We start from the raw sequence: 21,513 nt of genomic DNA, 5'->3' as shown, positions 1-21,513 counted from the left end.
CTCACTCCATTTCGCTAATATTAATTACCTTTTTTATACGCTTTTTCACGAGCGTTTTTCTCTAAAATTTTCTTGCGCATACGAATTGTTTCCGGTGTAATTTCCACAAGTTCGTCTTCGTTAATATACTCAAGTGCTTCTTCAAGAGTCAGTGATCTCGGTTTCTTCATCGTAGTCGTCTGCTCTTTGTTGGCTGAACGGATGTTGTTCGCAGCTTTAACTTTAGTAATGTTAACTGCAAGATCATTTTCGCGTGAGTTTTCACCAACAATCATACCTTCGTAAACTTCAGTACCCGGTTCCATAAAGTTAGTTCCGCGCCCTTCAAGTGCAAGGATTGAGTATGTGCTGGCAGCACCTTTGTCAATCGATACAAGCACACCGTTACGGCGTCCGCCAATACGTCCTTTAACAACTGGACGGTACTCTTCAAAAGTATGGTTAATGATACCGTAACCGCGTGTCATTGACATGAATTCTGTACGGTAACCGATAAGTCCGCGTGCAGGAATAAGGAATATCAGACGAGTCTGCCCGTTTCCTGTAGTAACCATATCGAGCATTTCACCTTTACGTGTACCCATTGATTCGATGATGCTTCCTGTGTTTTCTTCATGAACGTCGATTTGTACACGTTCGAAAGGCTCACATTTAACTCCGTCGATTTCACGGATAATAACTTCAGGTTTCGACACCTGCAGCTCGAATCCTTCACGGCGTAAGTTCTCGATAAGAATAGACAGGTGAAGCTCACCACGTCCTGATACTTTCCATGCATCCGGCTGATCTGTAGGATCAACGCGAAGTGATACATCAGTTTCCAGTTGAAGCATTAAGCGCTCTTCAATTTTTCTTGCAGTAACGTGCTTACCTTCGCGGCCTGCGAATGGTGAGTTGTTTACAGCAAATGTCATTTGAAGTGTCGGCTCATCAATGTGAAGTACAGGAAGTGCTTCCTGAGCGTTTGTCGGTGTAATTGTTTCACCGACGTTGATGTCCTCCATACCGCTTATTGCAATAAGATCTCCGGCTTTGGCACTTTCAATTTCAACACGTGTCAGTCCGAGGAAACCAAAAATCTTCGATACACGGAAGTTTTTAGTTGATCCGTCTACTTTAATTAATGAAACTGTTTCACCGACGTTAATCGTTCCGCGGAATACGCGTCCGATTCCGATACGGCCGACATAGTCGTTGTAGTCCAGTAATGATACCTGGAATTGCAGAGGCTCGTCACTGTTATCAACAGGTGCCGGAACATAGTCCAGAATAGTATCGTAAATAGACTGCATATTTTCATCCTGCTCGCCCAGTTCAAGACTCGCAGTACCGTTCATTGCAGATGCGTATACAACCGGGAATTCAAGCTGTTCGTCATTTGCATCAAGTTCGATAAATAATTCAAGAACGTCGTCCACTACTGCTTCAGGACGTGCACTTGGTTTATCGATTTTATTTACTACTACTACCGGTTTTAAGTTTTGTTCTAATGCTTTTTTAAGTACGAAGCGTGTTTGCGGCATCGTTCCTTCATATGCATCGACAACGAGAATAACCCCGTCAACCATTTTCATAATACGTTCTACTTCTCCACCAAAGTCAGCGTGACCAGGTGTATCTAAAATGTTTATACGCGTATCTTTATAATCGATCGCCGTATTTTTTGCCAGAATTGTAATTCCGCGTTCACGTTCAATATCATTCGAGTCCATGGCACGGTCTTCAACGTGTTCATTTTCACGGAAAATACCGGACTGTTTTAACAGCTGGTCTACCAGTGTCGTTTTACCATGGTCTACGTGTGCAATAATTGCTATGTTTCTAATGTTTTCTCTCAGGTTCATCAAGAGGATTTTCCCTTCGTATATAGAATATCTTTATAACCGTAACAGTATACCACAATTTTTACCATTTTAAACAATCAGGGATTTATTTTTATGATATAATTTGAAATAAGACAAATGACTTTTAGGGGATTGCTTATGGAAAAGAAAAAATCAAAAGCTGTATTTTTAATACTCGCTGTTTTGGCAGTGTTAATGATGGTTGCATTCTCAGTCTTCATCGCTGAAGAAATGATTATACTGGCAGTACTGTCCGTAATAGTGTTTATCGCTATTTTCGGTATAGGTTTTACACTGAAGAAAAAGTATCGTGAGAATGATTGGCTCTAACTTCAGTTTTTATTTAACTGCTTATTTATTATAACAGATTTCCTTATTTGTATTGGAATAATACGGAAATCTGTTATTTTTTTTTGTCTTTTTTTTAATTTCTGTGTTTTGACGGTATTTTATAAGCGATTAATAATGTACTTATCATTATTAAAGGAGCTTTGCTGTGAGACAAAAAAATGAAAAATTAAAAGTTTACGAATTTCTGTATAACCGGTTGCCTTTTAGCGATGACGAGACTGAAGAATTCAAAGCAATGCAGCGGATGGACTTGCTGGAAGAACATTTTGATTTGTATCTCAGCAAGATTAATAAGGAAAACATGGAACTGTTCTGGCATTGCGAAGTAATAATAGGCACAGATCATGAATTGATAAATGTTCTGATTGCAACAGAATACTGTTACTACTTATTTATTCTTCATGATTATGCCGGTGAACATTTCATCAACCCGTTTAATATTCTGATCGACAGTAATTACGAAGCTGTTTACGATTTAAACCGGACTGAGAAAGTCTATGGTAAATTTAAAGAAACACTTATTGATGACGGTAAGTTTCAGCGCCCGATTATTATTAAACACGTCGTAATGAATGAAACATTCAAACTCGCCAAACGGCCTTCCGATCAGTTTTTATCTCTTAAAAATCTTCCTTACTACTTAAAAGCTATCGAACACAGTGCTGTAATCAGAAAAAAGCATCCGCGTCCGGAATTGCAAAGTTAAAAAACCGTGCGGCATTCCCGAACGCGGATTTAAGTCAATTTAAGCCCGGTTTCAAATGCACAGACTGCATGGAGTTTGAACTCTCACTTCTCAGCAGTAATTTAATAATGTGTGAAGCCTGCCACACCATTCATAATCTCGAAAATATTTTTACCGATTATTTTGATATGCTGAATCTCTTAAATATTAACCAGCCCTACTCTAAAAAAGACATCAGGAAACATATCGAAGTTCCTCTCAGCAACTATGCTCTGCTGAAGTATGTCAGCAGACTTTTCACGAAAACATCCAGGCAGGCTCAAAAATATTATTATAAGTCGTGAAATGCATCATGGAATTCATGCAGTGTTTTATCATCTTTAAAGTGTTCAATAATTTCCCCGTGTATTTTCGGGTTGCCGCTGATGACGCTTGCAGAACTTAAAAGCGGCAGTTCATCTCCGTAAATATCCGTTGTTTTATAACCGAGTTCCCCGGTAATAATTACACCGCCGGTATAATCCCACGGATATAATTTGAGAAACATCAGTGCGGAAATCTGACCTTTGGCAAGCATCGCAAACTCAAGTGCTGCCGAACCGTATGAACGGACACTGCGTGATTTGGCCATAATTTCAAAGAACGGGCTGCGTGTTGCATCGCTTAGAATTCTTTTCGGATTAATGGCAATCAGAGACTGATTTAATGGGATATTCTCAGCAGGCTTCAATGCCTGTTCGTTAACAAACGCCCCGTTTCTATACTTTGCATGGTATAAATCACGCTTCATACAATCATAGATCAATCCGCAATACGGTTCACCATCGATAAATACACCGATTGATATCGCAAAGTTCTCACCCTGGTGCACAAAATTTAAAGTACCGTCAATCGGGTCGACAATCCAGATGACTCCTTTTGTATCATTTATATCCTCACCGTGACCCTCCTCACCGATAATACGGTGGTCCGGAAAACGTTCCAGTATTCTGGTGTATAACAGCTGTTCTGTCTCTTTGTCGACATCGGTAACCAAATCATTCGGATTTGATTTACTGTCCACCTGAAACTCATGAGTCATGCGTGTTTCGATAAATTTTCCTGCTTCAACGATTAATTCTTTGCCAAAGTTATATATATCCATGAATACACCTCAATCATTTGATTGCTCTCCAACTTTATTTTATCATAAGAGAGACCTTTTGAAAGGAGCTCAACCTTAATGAAGTATACTTTTACACAAACAGACTTCGATGTCTTCAATATCGACGGCCTCGAAAACAGAATGGCAGCCCTGATTGAGAACACGCGTCCGAAGCTCGAACAGCTCGGGGAACACTTCAGTTCATACATAACTGAAATGACAGGTGACGAAACTTACGCACATGTCGCTAAACACGCCCGCCGTACGACAAACCCGCCTGACGATACATGGGTGGCATTCAGCACGAATCCTCGCGGCTACAAGATGATGCCGCACTTCCAGATCGGTTTATACAACAGCCACGCATTTTGCATGTACGGTATTATTTACGAATCAAAAGACAAGCAGCGTCTGGCAGAAAACTGGCTCAGCAATATGGATAAATTCGATAACCTGCCTCAGGACTATCAAATTTCATTAGACCATATGAAGCCGGCTAAAACAGCGTTGAACGAAATGACAGATGAAGAACTGGAAAAAGGACTGATACGGCTCCGGGATGTTAAAAAAGGTGAATTCCTTGTCGGTAAAGTATATAAACCCGGCGACAAAGAGTTAAGTTCTGACGATGTGTTTATTAATGACCTTGAACAGGTTATGGAAAACCTCGTTCAGTTCTATCACCAGGACTGATATATTCAGGTGACGCACAATACTCATCTATACAAAATAACCCGTACATCAAACTCCCCGGGAGTTTGATGTACGGGTGTATTAATTTACAGCACAGTTATTTGTTCTCTCGTTATTGTTTTATGATTTGATTTCAGCGAAAGCGCCTGGATTTCTCCCATTTTACTGAGATCCAGGTTCCCCCCGCTGACGATAACTCCTGTGTGTTCAGAGTCTATCTTGTCATTGTATGCAAGGAGTGCTGCGAGTGCCGATGCACCTGCACCTTCAACTAATGATTTCGTACGTTCAAGCAGATAAATCATTGCATACGCAATCTCGCTTTCCGATACGCAGTAGATTTCATCTACATACTGCCGCACAACCTGCTGTGTTAATTCACCGGGCTGTTTGACCGCGATGCCTTCTGCTATCGTACTGCAGCTGTCCAGCACCACATGGTCATCTTTTGTGTAATATGATTTGAACATCGAAGGTGCATTTGATGCCTGCACTCCGATTATTTTAATAGATGGTTTGATCATCTTCGCCGCTACTGCAATGCCGCTTATTAGACCCCCGCCGCCTATCGGTACGATTATTGTGTCCAGCTGCGGTATTTCTTCCAGCATCTCAACTCCGATTGAACCCTGGCCTGCCATGATGTCATAGTCATCAAAAGGATGAACGTATGTCGCACCTGTCAGTTTTTTATGTTCCAGCGATGCAGTGAAAGCTTCCTGGAAGCTTTGTCCAACAAGTTTAACAGCCGCACCATATCCTTTTGTTGCTTCTACTTTAGCTGAGGGTGTACCTTCAGGCATAAAGATTGTAGCTGTAGCGTTCAGTTTTTTTGAAGCAAGCGCCACACCCTGTGCATGGTTTCCTGCAGACGCAGTCACCACACCTGCTGCCAGCTGTGCCGGTGTCAGTTTCGACAGTTTGTAAGAAGCACCCCGATATTTGAATGCACCGGTTTTCTGATGATTTTCCAATTTCATATAAACATTTTTACCGGTTCTTTCGTTTGTTGTCTGTGATGTTACCACCGGTGTTTTGTGTACATTGCCCCGCAGATATTCCATAGCATCTCTGACTAAATCATTATTTAACGAATTCCCAAAAGACCACGCTCCTCAAAAGCTGTTATTTTTTCTTCATTTAATAAAGTTAATGCAATATCATCCCAGCCGTTAATTAATTTCTCTTTGTGATAAGCCGGGATTTCAAAGTTAAATGTCTTCCCGCTGCTGTCTGTAATTTTCTGTTTTTCAAGATCAACCGACAAGTTAAATTCTCCGTCTTTTGACTGTTCCTGCCACTCCGCCACCTGCTCTTCCGGCATCTTAATTAAAATTATGCCGTTCTTGAATGCATTCGAGTAGAATATATCCGCAAAGCCCGGTGCAATAATAACTTTGTAGCCGTAGTCAAGAAGTGCCCACGGTGCATGTTCACGTGATGAACCGCAGCCAAAGTTTTCTCCTGCAACCAGTACAGAAGCTCCGTCAAATTTCGGCTCATCCATATCGAAATCTTCCCGTTTCGAACCATCGTCATTAAAACGCCAGTTATGAAAAACGAATTGTCCAAATCCTGTACGTTCAATGCGCTTTAAAAACTGCTTCGGGATAATCTGGTCTGTATCAACATTGGAACGGTTCAGCGGATACACTTTACCTTCATGCTTTGAAATTGCCTCCATAATTACCCTCCTATGCAGTTACTCTGCTCTGATATTTTCTAACGTCTACGAAACGTCCGTTAATCGCTGCTGCCGCCGCCATTTCAGGACTGACAAGATGAGTTCTCGCACCATTCCCCTGACGGCCTTCAAAGTTGCGGTTTGAAGTTGATGCACAGCGGCCGCCCGGCGGTACTGTGTCTTCGTTCATTCCAAGACACGCACTGCATCCGGCGTTACGCCATTCGAATCCTGCATCGGTAAATACTTTATCAATCCCAAGTGCCTCCGCTTCCTGTTTAACAAGGAATGATCCCGGAACAACGATTGCTTTGACACCATCTTTAACTTTACTGCCCTGAATAATATCCGCTGCACGCTGTAAATCCAGCACACGCGAGTTCGTACATGAACCGATAAAGACATGATCTATTTCTATATCAGTAATCGCCATTCCTTCTTCAAGGCCCATATACTCCAGTGCACGTTTCGTTGAGTCTTCATCTTTGGAACCGCTTATGACAGGTGTTGCTGCACTGATTGGAACGACCATGCTCGGGTTGGTTCCCCATGATACCTGAGGTTCAATTTCAGATGCGTTAATTTCAAGTGTTGTATCGTATTCTGCATCTTCGTCTGTACTCAGGCTCAGCCACTCTTTGGCAAGTGCTTTATATTCCTCTTCATCTTTCGGAACATAACGGCGTCCGCGAAGGAAGTCTACAGTTGTTTCATCCGGAGAAATCAGCCCTGCGCGTGCACCGCCTTCAATTGACATATTACATACCGTCATGCGGCCTTCCATCGTTAAATCTCTGATCGCCTGTCCTGTATATTCAACGACATGTCCTGTACCGAAGTCGACTCCAAATTTCGCGATTATCGCTAAAATTAAGTCTTTAGCCGTTACACCGACACTTAAACTGCCATTAACTTTAACATTCATAGTTTTCGGTTTTGACTGCGTTAATGTCTGAGTTGCAAATACGTGCTCCACTTCACTCGTCCCGATACCAAAAGCAAGTGCTCCAAACGCACCGTGAGTTGAAGTGTGCGAGTCTCCGCAGACAATTGTTTTACCCGGCTGGGTTAATCCCAGCTGCGGTCCGATTACGTGAACAATCCCCTGATCCGGATGATACATATCTGCAAGCTTAATACCGAATTCTTCACAGTTTTTCTTTAATGCATCCATCTGTTTTTGAGCAGTGGCATCCTGGGCATCTTCTCTGTTTTTCGTCGGCACGTTATGATCCATCGTTGCAAACGTTAAATCCGGACGGCGGACTTTTCTATTATTTAAGCGTAATCCTTCAAAAGCCTGGGGCGAAGTCACTTCATGGATTAAGTGCTGATCGATATAGAGCAGATCAGGCTTGCCTTCTTCTTGATGAACGACATGCCGTTCCCAGATTTTTTCGATTATTGTTTTTTTCTGAGCCATGTTAACCTTCTCCTTTAACTTTTTTATAGACAGCTGATAATTTTTTCAGTCATTTCCGCCGTAGATAACGTTACTGCTCCGTCAATCTTTAAGTCTGCCGTTTTAAATCCGTCTGCAAGCACCTGATTCACAGCTTTTTCTATCGCTGCTGATTCTTCATGCAGACCGAATGAATACTTAAGCATCATGCCGACAGACAGCATCATACCGATTGGATTTGCTATATTCTCTCCCGCAATGTCGGGTGCTGAACCATGGATCGGTTCGAACAGACCTAACCCATTTTCGCTTAAACTCGCTGACGGCAGTACGCCGAGTGATCCTGTAATTACAGAAGCTTCATCACTTAAAATATCTCCGAACAGGTTTTCAGTTACGATGACATCAAAATATGAAGGATTCGTAATCAGTTTCATCGCAGCTGCGTCAACAAGTTCATGTTCTACAGTAACTTCCGGGTATTCTTTACTTACGGTATTGACGATTTCACGCCACATTCTGCTCGATTCCAATACGTTCGCTTTATCTACTGATGTTAAATGTTTACGTCTTGTCATTGCCGTATCGAAAGCAATGCGGACGATACGTTCTATTTCTCCGTATGTGTAAGTCAGTGTATCGACTACACTCTGTCCGCCATCCCTGCGCTCACTCGGCTGACCGAAGTACAGACCGCCTGTCAGTTCTCTGACAATCATTAAGTCACTGCCGTGAACAATACTCTGTTTCAGCGGTGATGAAGCTTCCAGTGAATCGAATATTGTTACCGGACGCAGATTCGCAAACAGATTAAAGTGTTTGCGGATCTTCAGGAGCCCCTGTTCCGGACGTATTTTGCTGTCCGTCCATTTCGGCCCGCCGACTGCACCAAGCAGTATAGCGTCAGCTGATTCACATGCTTCAATGGTTTCCAGGGGCAGCGGATCATTATGTTTATCTATTGCGATACCGCCTATATCTTTCGACTCAGCTGTAAATTCGTGATTATATTTTTCTCCCACTGCTTTTAACAGCTCATGAGCCGAGTTCATAATTTCCGGACCGATACCATCGCCGGGAAGTGTAATTATATGTTTTTTCATTGCCGTTTCTCCCCTTTATGCATTTACGCTGACTGCAGGTGTTACTGCCTGTTCACTCATCAGATAACGGTTGACTGCGTTAATATATGCATTCGCCGATGCTGCAAGCACATCCTGAGCTGTGCCCCGGCCGGAAAATTGCTGTCCGTTAATATTAAGCTGCACACGCGATTCTGCAAGAGCATCTTTCCCTCCGCCGACCGAGCTCAGCTGGTAGTCGAGTAAGTTCGTCGTTTCAGAAAGTATTTCCTGAATTGCTTTATACAATGCTTCAACACTTCCTGAACCTGTCACTTCATGAGAAACCTGTCTGCCTGCCGGTGTAACTGCATCGATATGCGCTTTCGTCTGACCATCCTGTTCGTAATTAACATGGAAGTTTTCAAGAACGTAGCGTTCAATATTCGATGCATCTGTTTTGATTTCCATAATGATTGAGTAAATATCATCGTCTGTAACTTCTTTTTTATGATCTGTCAGTGCTTTAAAGTTTTTAAATGCAGCAGACAGCTCTTCATCCGTCAATTCGACATTAAATGATTTCACTTTATCTTTAAATGCATGACGTCCTGAGTGTTTGCCGAGGAACAGCGTATCTGCCGAGTCTGCCGAAACCCCGACAAGTGCCGGAGAAATAATTTCATAAGTTTCCGCATTTTTCAGCATGCCGTCCTGATGAATTCCTGATTCATGAGCATAAGCGTTGCGGCCGATAATTGCTTTGTTCGGCTGCACTGCCATGCCTGTCAGCTTAGCAACGACATCACTTGAACGTTTAATTTCCTGAAGATTTAAGTTAGTGGTATACGGATAAAAGTCACCGCGAATATGAAGTGCCACTGCAATTTCTTCGAGTGCCGCATTTCCTGCACGCTCACCGATACCATTAATGGAACATTCTATTTGTGTCGCTCCATTTTCGATGCCTGCTATTGAGTTTGCCACTGCCATTCCAAGATCATCATGACAATGTGTCGACAGAATCGCTTCTTGAATATTCGGGACATTTTCCGAGACGTATTTAAACATCTCACCGTATTCTTTCGGTGTTGTAAAACCGACTGTATCAGGCAGGTTTATAATAGTTGCACCTGCATCAATGACCGCTTCGATAATCTCAGCGAGGAACGGCAGTTCAGTGCGTGATGCATCTTCTGCTGACCATTCGACTTCATTAAAGAGCGTTTTTGAATACTTCACCATTTCCACCGACGTGTCGATTACCTGCTGTTTATTCATCTTCAGTTTGTATTCACGATGAATCGGACTCGTCGCCAGGAAAATATGAATTCTTGGACTTGGTGTATTTTGGAGTGCTTCGTAAGCACGGTCAATATCGTGTTTTTTTGTTCTTGCAAGTGCCGTTACCGATGACTTTTTGATAGTATCTGCAATGAGTTTTACTGCCTGGAAGTCACCTTCTGAAGATGCAGGAAAGCCTGCTTCTATAACGTCAACGCCGAGTCGCTCGAGCTGTTTTGCAATTTCCAGTTTTTCCTGCCTGTTTAAGTTCACTCCGGGTGACTGCTCACCATCTCTCAGCGTAGTATCAAAAATTTTAATATCAGTTATATCAGTCATATTGACCTTCCTCTCTTCAGTTTTATTGTTTTATCTGATCGGGTTTTGTACAAATGGCATTAAATCTCTTAATTCCTGTCCAACTGCCGTAATCGGGTGGTTGTATTCGCTGTTGTTGATTGCGTTATACTGCGGACGACCTGCCTGGTTTTCAAGAATCCATCCTTTAGCAAACTGGCCGTTCTGGATTTCTGTCAGGACTTCGCCCATGCGCGCTTTTGTTTCTTCGTTAATTACACGCGGTCCGCTGACAAAGTCACCCCACTGTGCTGTATCTGAAATCGAATAGCGCATATTTTCCATTCCGCCTTCATACATTAAGTCCACGATAAGTTTTAATTCATGGAGACATTCGAAGTATGCAACTTCCGGCTGATAGCCCGCTTCAGTTAATGTTTCAAAGCCTGCTTTAACTAATGAAGTCAGCCCTCCGCATAATACAGCCTGTTCTCCGAACAGATCAGTTTCTGTTTCTTCCTGGAATGATGTTTCGAGAACTCCGGCACGTGCAGCACCAATTCCCTGAGCATAAGCTTTAGCAACGTCCGATGCGTTTCCAGTTACATCCTGGAATACACCGTATAAAGCAGGTACACCCGCTTCTTCCTGATACGTCCGGCGTACCAGGTGTCCCGGTCCTTTAGGAGCAACCAGGAATACGTCAACATTTTCCGGAGGTACAATCTGATTAAAGTGAACATTAAAGCCGTGTGCAAAAGCTAATGCACTGTTTTCTTTTAAGTTGTCTTTAATTTCTGCTTCATACACTTTCGGCTGCCCTTCATCCGGCAGTAATACCATCGTTACGTCAGCATCTTTAACTGCTTCGCCGACCGTTCTTACATCAAAGCCTTCCTCTTTCGCTTTATCAAATGATTTACCTTTACGAAGACCGACGATTACATTATGGCCCGAGTCTCTTAAGTTTTGTGCATGTGCATGTCCCTGCGAACCGTATCCTACGATTGCTACTGTTTTCCCCTGTAAGCTCGCTGTGTTGATATCTTTGTCATAATAAACTTTAGCCATAATTTAATTTCTCCCTTTTTATATATATATTTTTATTTTTAAACACTAAGTGTTTTTAAATCCTGAATGTTCTTTTGCTGTCCGCGCCTGAATGCTGTAACTCCTGTACGGGATAAGTCTTTCAGTCCGTATGGTGTAAGCAGTTCGATTAACGCATCCACCTTATCCGGCTTCCCGGTTACTTCTATAATGAGTGAGTTTTTTGAAACATCGAGCACCCGTGCTCTGAACGGTTCAATAATACTTTGAATCTCGCTTCTCGATGTATTGTTCGCCCCGACTTTAATCAGGGCAAGCTCTCTCGAAACAATTTTCGAATCGGTAATATCATCGACTTTCAGTATATCGATTTGTTTATGCAGCTGTTTGGTCAGCTGCTCTGAGCTTTTATCGTTTGCAATATCAACGACGATTGTCATCTTCGATATCCCCGGAGTTTCCGATGCCCCGACTGTAATACTCTCAATGTTAAAACCGCGTTTGGCCAGCATCCCTGTAACTCTGTTCAGAACACCGCTTGAATTTTGTACTGTTAATGTAATTACTCGCTGCATTTTCTCACTCCTATCATTTCGTGATTGCCTTTGCCTGCCGGGACCATCGGATACACTAAATCAAGTTTTACAACTCTCGCGTCGATCAGTACCGGTTCATCAGACGCCAGTGCTGCTCTCATTTCATCCGAAACTTCTTCTTCCCTTGTAAATCTGAATGATTTAACGCCGAAGCTTTCACCCAGTTTTACAAAATCAGGGTTCGTCTGCATCAGTGATTCCGAGTAGCGTTCGTCGTAGAACTTCTCCTGCCACTGTCTTACCATGCCAAGTGCTTCATTATTGACGATAACTACTTTCACCGGCAGATTGTACTGTTTCAGTGTTGCAAGTTCCTGCATTGTCATCTGGAACCCGCCGTCACCGACAACAGCAACCACTGTTTTTTCCGGGAATGCAAGCTGTGCACCAATTGCTGCCGGAAGTCCGAAGCCCATCGTTCCAAGACCGCCCGATGTAACAAAGTGATTCGGCTGATTAAATTTGTAGAACTGTGCACTCCACATCTGATGCTGACCGACATCTGTCGTTACTATTGCTTCACCGTCAGTTGCTTCATACACCTGCTCGATTAACCACTGCGGTGATATTAAATCTTCACTGCGTTCATACCACAGCGGATTCTGTTCTTTATCAGCCTGTGTTTTATGTCTCCAGAGATCGATTACTTTCATATCACATTGTCCTGCATTTAAAAGTTCCAGTGCTTCTTTCGCATCCGCAACGACCGGTATTTGTGTTTCAACGTTCTTACCGATTTCTGCCGGGTCTATATCTATATGTGCGACTCTGGCATGCGGAGCGAAATCCGGAATTTTACCTGTCAGTCTGTCATCGAACCGGGCGCCGATATTGATCAGCAGGTCAGCATCATGAATTGCCATATTCGCTGCGTACGTACCGTGCATTCCGGCCATGCCCAGGAAGTTTTTATCGTCTGCATTAAATGTCCCAAGACCCAGCAGTGTTGAAACTACCGGGAGATCATACTTTTTAACGAATTGACGAAGTTCTTCTGAAGCTTTTGCAAACTGAATACCTGCACCGGTTAAGACAACCGGGCGTTCTGCTTGCTGCAGTGCTTCAAGCAGCCGGTTGATCTGCAGCGGGTTCGGTTTCGTTGTCGGCTGGTAACCCGGAAGACGGATTGCATCATCTGTTTCTTCTTCTGCAATTGCTTCCGAGATGTTTTTTGGAATATCTACAACGACCGGACCCGGCCGTCCTGTAGAAGCTATATGAAATGCTTCTTTTACGATTCGTTTTAAATCTCTTACATCTGTTACCTGATAGTTATGTTTTGTAATCGGTGTTGTTAACCCTATGATGTCTGCTTCCTGGAAAGCGTCTGTCCCGATTACTTTGGAAGATACCTGACCCGTAAATGCTACAATCGGCAGTGAATCCATCATCGCATCGGTAATGCCTGTAATTAAGTTCGTTGCACCCGGTCCGCTTGTTGCAATAACAACTCCCGGTTTGCCGCTTACTCTTGCATATCCTTCTGCTGCGTGGATTAAGCCCTGTTCATGTCTACAAAGAATGTGTTTGAATGAACTCTCATGACGGTAGAGCGCATCATAAATCGGAAGAACTGCACCGCCCGGGTAACCGAAGACAGTGTCTACTTCATGTTCTGCCAATGCCTCTACTAATAAGTCAGCACCTGTTTTTATATTCGCAATAACTTCCTGTGAGTATTCAACTTCAACCTTCATAATATTTCCTCCTTATAGCATAAACTTAAAATAAAAAAAGCCCTCTTCTCTCAAAGATCACTATAGTAGTGATCAATGGGGAGAAAGGAGCTTTCACGGTACCACCCAAATTTGCATACACATTCCTGTGCATGCCTCTGTAACTGGCATAACCAGTTAAAATTAGTAACGAGTTTTAACCCGTCCCTGCCTACTTCTTTTCAGCCGGGCACTCAGGGATGAGATTCTCTACTGCTGCATTCCGAGTTCACACCAGCCACTCGGTCTCTGAAAAATGTAATGCAGTATCGAAGTTCCCTTCAACGCTTTAAGTTCTGACTATTTGAATTGTTTGATTATTTAAATTTCTTAATGAATGTATAATACCGCGTCTATTAAACAAAAGCAACAGCAAAAAGTTAATTATTTTAAATAGTCTAATATTTCTGATAATGTAATCGTTTACAATGTTGATGTGTCCGCATTAATAAAAATAAAAGGTTTTAGTTACTTTTTACTCCATTGTAAATTTGATGAAAAACAAGAAAATCCGTACGTCACTTATTAAGATAAGTTCCACGTACGGATTTAATTTTTTATACTTATTTAAATTTCTAGTTTCTTCCCGGAAGATCGTCGCGGTTAAAGAAATCTGTAATTGCACCTTTAGAAGATGAAGATACGATATGTGCATATTTACCAAGCACACCTTTAGTGTGAAGAGGCGGCAGCACTAAATCTTTGCGTCGTTCTTCAAGCACTTCATCAGAAACATTAAACGACAGTTCTTTCGTATCCTGATCGATCGTTACGATATCTCCTGTCTTAATTAATGCCACGTTGCCTCCGTCCTGTGCTTCCGGAGCAATATGCCCCACTACAAGTCCGTGGGTTCCGCCGCTGAAACGGCCGTCTGTTAACAGTGCAACATCTTCTCCGAGTCCTTTACCGACAATTAAGCTCGATAACGAAAGCATTTCCGGCATTCCCGGTCCGCCTTTAGGACCAACATAGCGGACGATAACGACGTCACCTTTAACGATATCGTTTGCCATTACTGCTTCAATCGCTTCCTGCTCATTATCGAATACTTTCGCTTCGCCGACATGACGGCGTACTTTAACACCCGATACTTTTGCTACTGCGCCTTCCGGCGCCAGGTTCCCTTTAAGAACGATTAACGGGCCATCGGCACGTTTTGGATTCTCAAGCGGCAGGATAACATCCTGACCGTCTTTTAGATGTTCAACTTCTTCCAGGTTTTCAGCAATCGTTCTGCCTGTTACTGTCAGGCAGTCGCCGTGAATATACCCTTTTTCATAAAGATACTTCATCACACCCTGTACACCGCCGACATTAAACAGGTCCTGGAAAACGTATTTACCGGATGGCTTAAGATCAGCAAGATGTGGTACTTTTTCCTGGAAGTCGTTAAAGTCATCAATTGTCAGTTCGACTTCTGCTGCATGTGCAATTGCAAGAAGATGAAGAATAGCGTTTGTCGAACCGCCAAGTGCAAGTACAACAGTAATCGCATTCTCAAAAGCTTCTCTCGTTAATATATCTTTCGGATAAATTTCTTTTTCAAGAAGATTTAACACAGCTTTACCTGCTTCATATACATCCTGTTCTTTTTCTTTTGTTACTGCCGGATTTGAAGCTGATCCCGGGAGACTGAGCCCCATTGCTTCGATTGCTGCAGCCATCGTGTTTGCCGTATACATACCGCCGCATGCGCCCGGTCCTGGACACCCTGCACATTCTATTCTTTTCAGCTCTGCATCATCGATATCCCCGTTGTTCCATTTACCGACACCTTCGAACACTGATACGAGATCGATATCCTGACCGTTGTGACGGCCCGGTGCAATAGTTCCGCCGTAAACGAAAACAGCCGGAACATTAATATTTGCAATTGCGATTGCACAGCCCGGCATGTTTTTATCACATCCGCCGATTGCTACAAATGAGTCGAAGTTCTGACCCTGAACCATAGTCTCAATTGAATCTGCAATAATATCCCGTGAAGGCAGTGAGAAACGCATGCCCGGAGTTCCCATTGCAATACCGTCTGCAACAGTAATCGTATTAAATTGAACCGGTACCCCGCCCGCTTCAGACACACCTGCTTTGGCAAACTGTGCAAGATCATTTAAGTGAACGTTACACGGCGTTGTTTCAGCCCAGTTGCTGACAACCCCGATTTGCGGTTTCTTAAAGCTCCCGTCGTCAAAACCGACTGCTCTCAGCATTGCTCTGTTTGGTGCTTTTAATCCAATATCATCATATACATGTGAACGAATTCTTATATCTTTTTTCTCTGTCATAGTAGACCCCGCCTTTTTAATCTTTTAAACTTCTGAATGTTTTACTTCTTTATGCTGTTTAACTGTTTCTATATCTTCTTCGGTTAATTTTTTATCAGTTCCAATTTTACTCATCCAGTTTGCTGCAAGTGAACCGGAAATATTGTGCCATACACTGAACAGTGCACCGGGTACCGCTGCAATTGGCGAGAAATGTGTTGCCGCAAGTGTTGCTGCAAGACCTGAGTTCTGCATTCCGACTTCAATCGATAAAGTTTTCGTGTTTTTCAGATCAAATCGTAAAACTTTTCCAAGCAGAAATCCTGTTAAATAACCCAGTAAATTATGGAGAATAACAACTGCAAAAATAAGTAATCCTGATGTCAGGATATTTTCAACGTTATTCGATACTACCGCAGTGATTACACCGATAATCCCGAGTACTGAAATTAATGGCAGTATACCTACTGCCTGTTCCACTTTGGAACCCAGCAGGTACTGAACGCCAACACCCAGTGCAATCGGTATAAGTACAATCTGGATAATTGAAATAAACATTGCCGAGAATGATACCGGCAGCCATGCACTGGCCAATAAAAGTGTGAGCGCCGGTGTAACAATCGGTGCGAGTAAAGTCGTTACCGATGTTGCCGTAACTGACAAAGCCATATTCCCTTTAGCAAGGAATGTCATAACGTTACTGGACGTTCCTCCCGGGGAACAGCCGACCAGAATAACACCAATGGCAATTTCAGGCGGCAGCTGGAACAGGAATACCAGTCCTACTGCCAACAGCGGCATAATTGTATATTGAGCGACTACAAGTGTAATAACTTCTTTCGGAGCCTTTACTACTTGTTTAAAATCATTAAATTTTAAAGTCAGGCCCATGCCGAACATAATAATTCCAAGCAGCAGATTTATGTATGGAGAAATCCACGTAAAACCTCCGGGCAGAGCAAAAGCCAATGCTGCAAATAAAATAACCCAGACAGCAAACGTATTACCGATAAATGTACTTAATTTGATTAAAGCTCTCACATTAACCACTCCACTTTCACTTCTTATTTAGTTATAACAGGTATCATAACAGAAATATTCAGTTTTTAGAACATGAATATTTGATTATTTCATAAATTCTGATAACTTATAATAGATATAAACAGCTGCAAGTATTGAATTCATTATGTTGTTATCGTTTACATTCCCTATTAATAATTATGTGTAAAATTTTACAAAACAAAAAACCGGAAGAGGTTTTATCTCTTCCGGTCAGTTACTTTCTTATTTACGGTTTCTGCGGTCTACGTTATCTCTTCTCGTACGCGCAGGATCTTCTCTGTCAATTTCATTTAATTCATCCGGCTCAACACCGCTGTTACGGTTATACTCATCGTCAGTTACCGGACGATTAATATTTTGTGAGTCGATGTTGTGATCAGCAGTATTCACATCGTCTTCGTCAATACGGCTGAACTTGCGTGTACTTTCAATATCTTCATTATTAACTTTTTCGTTATAACCGTATTCAGGATCTCTTCTCTCGTGAACTTTAACATCATCGTCAGCCGGTACAGCTGCACGGCGTTCATCAGTTCTGTGATTTCGTTCCTGACGGTACTCATCATCACCTGCATCGAAGTCATTTCGTTCTCCGTGCGGATGAGCATCTGCCGGATTCTCGTTTTTAACTACAAGGTCTTTACGTGCAAAGAGCAGAATTGCTGCAATAACGAAGAACAGTGATGAAATTAAAGTGATTATTAACGGTGCTGCTAGAATTGCTGCAAGCAGTAACAGTATTCCTGATAAAATTCTGCGGCGCATATTCAGTAACCCGATAATTGCTGTAATTAAAGGTAGTACAAGATATAATGCGATCATCCAGAAATTGCCCAGTAATCCAATTGTCGAATCAATTACTGCCTGCGGATCCGCACCCTGCAGATTCATTGTAGAAAGTTCTGCTTCCATTTGTGTTGTTACGTTTTCAATTGTTGCCGGGTCGTTCATAGTAACTAATGAGAAAAACAATATTCCTGCTGTAAATGCCAGCAGTAGAAGCCAGCCAAGCCAGCCGAAAATTCTTTCAGCAATACGGCTGACAGGTTTTACTGTCTGTGTGTACTCTTTTGCCATAATAATCCTCCTAATTTGTCTTTAGTGATTAATACCCACCCTGAACCTTCTTTAATCAAGTGAAATTTAAAATTACAGAACAGTTCAAGTGCCCGGTCATTTGGTATCCTGGGAAGCGGGTACGCCGGAACGATAAATATCCTGCAATAATTCAATTTATTATATGCAATGCTATTACAGTATGACAAATTATTAAGGCTTAATTATGTCGGATGGTTCTGCATCCTTAAGCTGTTTGATCAGCAGATAAGGTACGTTGCCGCTGACCTTTTCATATTCTTTGAAAAGTGTTTTCTCTTCCGATTTTGAAGGTACTATTACTTTAAAATCTTTATATGCTTCTTCAAACTTTCCTGCAAGAATGCCTTCTTCGTAGCCGATTTCAACTGCCTGGTAGAAAGACATTACATGCAGAATTTCATCAGTGCTCCAATCGTAATCAAGCGGATAAGAGTATTCATTGTTCATTATATTTTACCTCCAAATAAAATAAAGGCCAGAGTAATTAACCCTGACCTTTAAAATTTATAAATTTACATTGAGTGAATTGGACGTCCTAAAGCAACTTCAGCTGCTTCCATAGGAATTTCACCTAATGTAGGATGTGCGTGAATTGTTAATGCGATATCTTCAAGCGTCATACCAGTTTCAACTGCAAGACCAAGTTCAGAAATAATATCTGAAGCTCCGTTACCTGCAATTTGAGCACCGATAACAAGTCCATCTTCTTTACGCGCTACAACTTTAACAAAACCATCTGTTTTGTTAAGTCCAAGTGCACGGCCGTTAGCCTGGAACGGGAACTTGCCTGTAACAACTTCAAGACCTTTATCTTTAGCTTGTTTCTCATTGTAACCCACTGTAGCCAGTTCAGGCTCAGTGAAACATACTGCCGGCATAGCGATGTAATCAACTTCTGATTTTTCGCCCGCAATTGCTTCAGCAGCAACTTTACCTTCGTAGCTTGCTTTGTGAGCAAGTGGAAGACCGTCAACGATATCACCGATAGCATAGATGTTGGAAATGCTTGAACGTGACTGCTTATCAACTTCAATTAATCCGCGGTCAGTCATTTTAATTCCCAGCTCTTCAAGACCCAGCTCATCAGTGTTTGGTCTGCGGCCTACAGTAACAAGTACGTAGTCAGCTTCAACTTCATGAGTTTCGTCCTTAGCTTCGTAAGTTACTTTAACACCGTTGTCTGTTTCTTCTGCAGACTTAGCCATTGCTTTAGTAACAATCGTTGCATTTTTAGATTTAAGGTTTTTCTTAACAAGCTGAGTCATCTGTTTTTCGAAACCGCCTAAAATATCAGCAGTTCCTTCAAGAATCGTCACTTCTGTACCGAAGTTGGCATATGCCGACCCCAGCTCAGTACCGATGTATCCGCCGCCGATAACGATAAGTTTCTCAGGAGCTTCTTCAAGTGCCAATGCACCCGTAGAGTCTAAGATACGGCCGCCGAATTTGAATCCTGGGATTTCAATCGGACGTGAACCTGTTGCGATGATTGCATTTTTAAACTCGTAAGTTTGTGACTGCTTATCATCCATAACTTTTAATTTGTTGCTGTCTACAAAGTAAGCTTCGCCTTTAACAACGTTGACTTTGTTACCTTTTAAGAGCATGTCAACACCGCCGACAAGTTTGTTTACTACGCTGTCTTTAAACTCCTGAACTTTTGTGAAGTCTAATTTTACGCCTTCAGTAATAACACCCATGTCTTCAGAGTTTTGTGCTTCCTGGTAACGGTGTGCAGATGAAATCATTGCTTTCGACGGGATACACCCAACGTTTAAGCAGACTCCTCCGACGTTGCCTTTTTCTACAAGTGTTACACTTTGGCCAAGCTGTGCAGCACGAATCGCAGCGACATATCCGCCGGGACCTGCTCCAATTACAATTGTATCTGTTTCAATAGGAAAATCTCCAACTACCATTTTACTACCCCTCCATTAATAATAAATCCGGATTATTAAGCAGTCGCTTAATGTGATTTAAAGCATTTTGAGCTGTTGCGCCATCGATTTGTCTATGGTCGTAACTTAGTGATAGTGCGAGAACACGTGCCGCGACAACTTCCCCGTCTCTTACGACAGCCTGCTCTTCAATACGTCCAATTCCTAAAATAGCTACTTCAGGCTGATTGATAACTGGTGTGAACCACTTACCGCCTGCAGAACCAAGATTGGAAATTGTTACTGAGCCGCCCTTCATCTCTTCAGATGAAAGTTTGCCGTCACGCGCTTTTGTAGCTAATTCGTTAATTTCATCAGAAATTTCGAACATTGAAAGCTTGTCAGCATCTTTTACAACAGGTACTACTAAACCTTTTTCAGTATCTGCCGCAATACCTACATTATAGTAATGTTTCTGAATGACTTCAAATGTTTCTTCGTCAATTGAAGTGTTTAATTCAGGGTATTTCTTAAGTGCGGATACAAGAGCTTTAACAACGTAAGGAAGGAATGTCAGTTTAACACCCTGCTCTGCTGCAATTTCTTTGAACTTCTTGCGGTGATCCCACAGTGCATCAACTTCAACTTCGTCGATATGTGTCACGTGAGGAGACGTGTGTTTAGAGTTAACCATCGCTTTCGCAATTGCTTTTCTCATTCCGCTCATCTTCTCGCGTGTCTCAAGATCGCCGGTTGCCTGTTTAGCAGGAGCTTTCTTCGCAGATGCTGCTGATTCTGTTGTTTCTTCGGCTGATTCTGATACAGCCGCTTTTGGTTCAGCAGATTCTTTCCCGAAGTTCTCGATATCTTCTTTAAGGATACGGCCGTTTTTACCAGTGCCTGTAACCTCTTTAATATTAACATCATTTTCGCGTGCAAATTTACGTACAGAAGGCATCGCAATAACTATTTTATCGCTGTCTGATGCATCTGTATCTGCTTTTTTGTCTTCTTTATTTGGAGTTTCTTCAGAAGCCTTCTCTTCATCTGCAGGTTTTGCTGCATCATCCACAGGTTTTTCTGAAGTTTTTTCAGCTTTCTCTTCAGGTTTTTCTGAGGTTTTCTCTTCAGAACCGGAATCTTCACTGCCGTCATCGATCGTTACAATTGTCGTACCGACAGTAGTAACTTCGCCTTCTTCGATATGAATCTTAGAAACAGTTCCATCTACAGGAGACGGGATTTCTACGACTGCTTTATCGTTTTGAATTTCTACCAATACATCATCTTCGTTAATTTTATCGCCTTCAGCTACTAACCATTTTGCGATTTCCCCTTCGTGAATTCCTTCACCGATGTCCGGGAGTTTAAATTCAAATGCCATAACTATTCCTCCTATTTAT

19 protein-coding genes and 1 other annotated feature are annotated in these 21,513 nt (G+C 42.2%); of the genes, 3 read left to right on the top strand and 16 right to left on the bottom strand.

Annotated elements, in window-relative coordinates; genetic code table 11:
* Window positions 1-20 precede the first annotated feature (20 nt).
* Window positions 21-1,847 carry a translational GTPase TypA gene (typA, locus tag HNR41_RS02175; RefSeq protein WP_184281271.1) on the bottom strand — a complete coding sequence of 609 codons (1,827 nt, stop codon included), beginning with the start codon at window positions 1,845-1,847 and terminating at the stop codon, window positions 21-23.
* Between the two features lie 135 nt (window positions 1,848-1,982).
* On the opposite strand from typA, the gene HNR41_RS02170 reads away from it, so the two are divergent.
* Entirely contained in the window at window positions 1,983-2,174 is a 192-nt protein-coding gene (locus HNR41_RS02170) for a DUF5325 family protein (RefSeq protein ID WP_184281269.1), read from the top strand.
* A gap of 166 nt (window positions 2,175-2,340) precedes the next feature.
* Window positions 2,341-2,901: a hypothetical protein gene (locus HNR41_RS02165; protein ID WP_184281267.1), complete on the top strand. Its 561-nt coding sequence runs from the start codon at window positions 2,341-2,343 to the stop codon at window positions 2,899-2,901.
* Window positions 2,902-3,211: 310 nt separating this feature from the next.
* Here HNR41_RS02165 and HNR41_RS02155 read toward each other — a convergent pair whose 3' ends face one another.
* Window positions 3,212-4,024, bottom strand: a complete 813-nt coding sequence (locus HNR41_RS02155; RefSeq protein ID WP_184281263.1) for an inositol monophosphatase family protein — start codon at window positions 4,022-4,024, stop codon at window positions 3,212-3,214.
* Window positions 4,025-4,102: 78 nt separating this feature from the next.
* Between HNR41_RS02155 and HNR41_RS02150 the strand changes: the two genes are divergently transcribed.
* The gene (locus tag HNR41_RS02150; RefSeq protein ID WP_184281261.1) at window positions 4,103-4,717 is read left to right on the top strand and encodes a YktB family protein; all 615 of its coding nucleotides are present in this window, start codon (window positions 4,103-4,105) and stop codon (window positions 4,715-4,717) included.
* Between the two features lie 86 nt (window positions 4,718-4,803).
* Here HNR41_RS02150 and HNR41_RS02145 read toward each other — a convergent pair whose 3' ends face one another.
* The 14 genes from HNR41_RS02145 to HNR41_RS02080 all read right to left on the bottom strand — a co-directional run bounded on the left by HNR41_RS02145 (window position 4,804) and on the right by HNR41_RS02080 (window position 21,494).
* Entirely contained in the window at window positions 4,804-5,781 is a 978-nt protein-coding gene (locus HNR41_RS02145; RefSeq protein ID WP_184281259.1) for a threonine/serine dehydratase family protein, read from the bottom strand.
* Between the two features lie 23 nt (window positions 5,782-5,804).
* Window positions 5,805-6,401 carry a 3-isopropylmalate dehydratase small subunit gene (gene leuD / locus HNR41_RS02140; protein WP_184281257.1) on the bottom strand — a complete coding sequence of 199 codons (597 nt, stop codon included), beginning with the start codon at window positions 6,399-6,401 and terminating at the stop codon, window positions 5,805-5,807.
* 10 nt (window positions 6,402-6,411) lie between these two features.
* On the bottom strand, window positions 6,412-7,824 hold the full coding sequence (gene leuC / locus HNR41_RS02135; protein WP_184281254.1) for a 3-isopropylmalate dehydratase large subunit: 1,413 nt from the start codon (window positions 7,822-7,824) through the stop codon (window positions 6,412-6,414).
* A 23-nt stretch (window positions 7,825-7,847) separates the two neighbouring features.
* On the bottom strand, window positions 7,848-8,906 hold the full coding sequence (gene leuB, locus HNR41_RS02130; protein ID WP_184281253.1) for a 3-isopropylmalate dehydrogenase: 1,059 nt from the start codon (window positions 8,904-8,906) through the stop codon (window positions 7,848-7,850).
* Between the two features lie 15 nt (window positions 8,907-8,921).
* On the bottom strand, window positions 8,922-10,478 hold the full coding sequence (locus tag HNR41_RS02125) for a 2-isopropylmalate synthase (RefSeq protein ID WP_184282831.1): 1,557 nt from the start codon (window positions 10,476-10,478) through the stop codon (window positions 8,922-8,924).
* Window positions 10,479-10,517: 39 nt separating this feature from the next.
* The gene (ilvC, locus tag HNR41_RS02120) at window positions 10,518-11,516 is read right to left on the bottom strand and encodes a ketol-acid reductoisomerase (RefSeq protein WP_184281251.1); all 999 of its coding nucleotides are present in this window, start codon (window positions 11,514-11,516) and stop codon (window positions 10,518-10,520) included.
* A 38-nt stretch (window positions 11,517-11,554) separates the two neighbouring features.
* Window positions 11,555-12,070 (bottom strand): acetolactate synthase small subunit, encoded by a 516-nt coding sequence (gene ilvN / locus HNR41_RS02115; protein WP_184281249.1) that lies wholly within the window; start codon window positions 12,068-12,070, stop codon window positions 11,555-11,557.
* Window positions 12,058-13,788, bottom strand: coding sequence for a biosynthetic-type acetolactate synthase large subunit (gene ilvB / locus HNR41_RS02110; RefSeq protein ID WP_184281247.1), 1,731 nt, complete (start codon window positions 13,786-13,788; stop codon window positions 12,058-12,060). Before ilvB ends, ilvN begins: the two co-directional genes overlap by 13 nt.
* A gap of 73 nt (window positions 13,789-13,861) precedes the next feature.
* Window positions 13,862-14,100: a binding site (T-box leader), on the bottom strand.
* Window positions 14,101-14,381: 281 nt separating this feature from the next.
* Complete coding sequence (ilvD, locus tag HNR41_RS02105) at window positions 14,382-16,094, bottom strand: dihydroxy-acid dehydratase (RefSeq protein WP_184281245.1); 1,713 nt, start codon at window positions 16,092-16,094, stop codon at window positions 14,382-14,384.
* A 24-nt stretch (window positions 16,095-16,118) separates the two neighbouring features.
* On the bottom strand, window positions 16,119-17,114 hold the full coding sequence (locus tag HNR41_RS02100) for a bile acid:sodium symporter family protein (RefSeq protein ID WP_184281243.1): 996 nt from the start codon (window positions 17,112-17,114) through the stop codon (window positions 16,119-16,121).
* A 243-nt stretch (window positions 17,115-17,357) separates the two neighbouring features.
* On the bottom strand, window positions 17,358-18,212 hold the full coding sequence (locus HNR41_RS02095) for a DUF4064 domain-containing protein (protein ID WP_184281241.1): 855 nt from the start codon (window positions 18,210-18,212) through the stop codon (window positions 17,358-17,360).
* A 192-nt stretch (window positions 18,213-18,404) separates the two neighbouring features.
* On the bottom strand, window positions 18,405-18,680 hold the full coding sequence (locus HNR41_RS02090) for a UPF0223 family protein (RefSeq protein WP_184281239.1): 276 nt from the start codon (window positions 18,678-18,680) through the stop codon (window positions 18,405-18,407).
* A 65-nt stretch (window positions 18,681-18,745) separates the two neighbouring features.
* Window positions 18,746-20,152 (bottom strand): dihydrolipoyl dehydrogenase, encoded by a 1,407-nt coding sequence (gene lpdA / locus HNR41_RS02085; RefSeq protein WP_184281237.1) that lies wholly within the window; start codon window positions 20,150-20,152, stop codon window positions 18,746-18,748.
* 4 nt (window positions 20,153-20,156) lie between these two features.
* Window positions 20,157-21,494, bottom strand: coding sequence for a dihydrolipoamide acetyltransferase family protein (locus HNR41_RS02080; protein ID WP_184281235.1), 1,338 nt, complete (start codon window positions 21,492-21,494; stop codon window positions 20,157-20,159).
* Between the last annotated feature and the right edge of the window lie 19 nt (window positions 21,495-21,513).

The sequence above is a fragment of the Jeotgalicoccus coquinae genome, assembly GCF_014207425.1.
In the GTDB taxonomy this organism is placed as follows: Bacteria; Bacillota; Bacilli; order Staphylococcales; family Salinicoccaceae; genus Jeotgalicoccus; species Jeotgalicoccus coquinae.
Note: the sequence above shows the minus strand (reverse complement) of the source record. Positions and strands in the feature narration are given on the sequence as shown.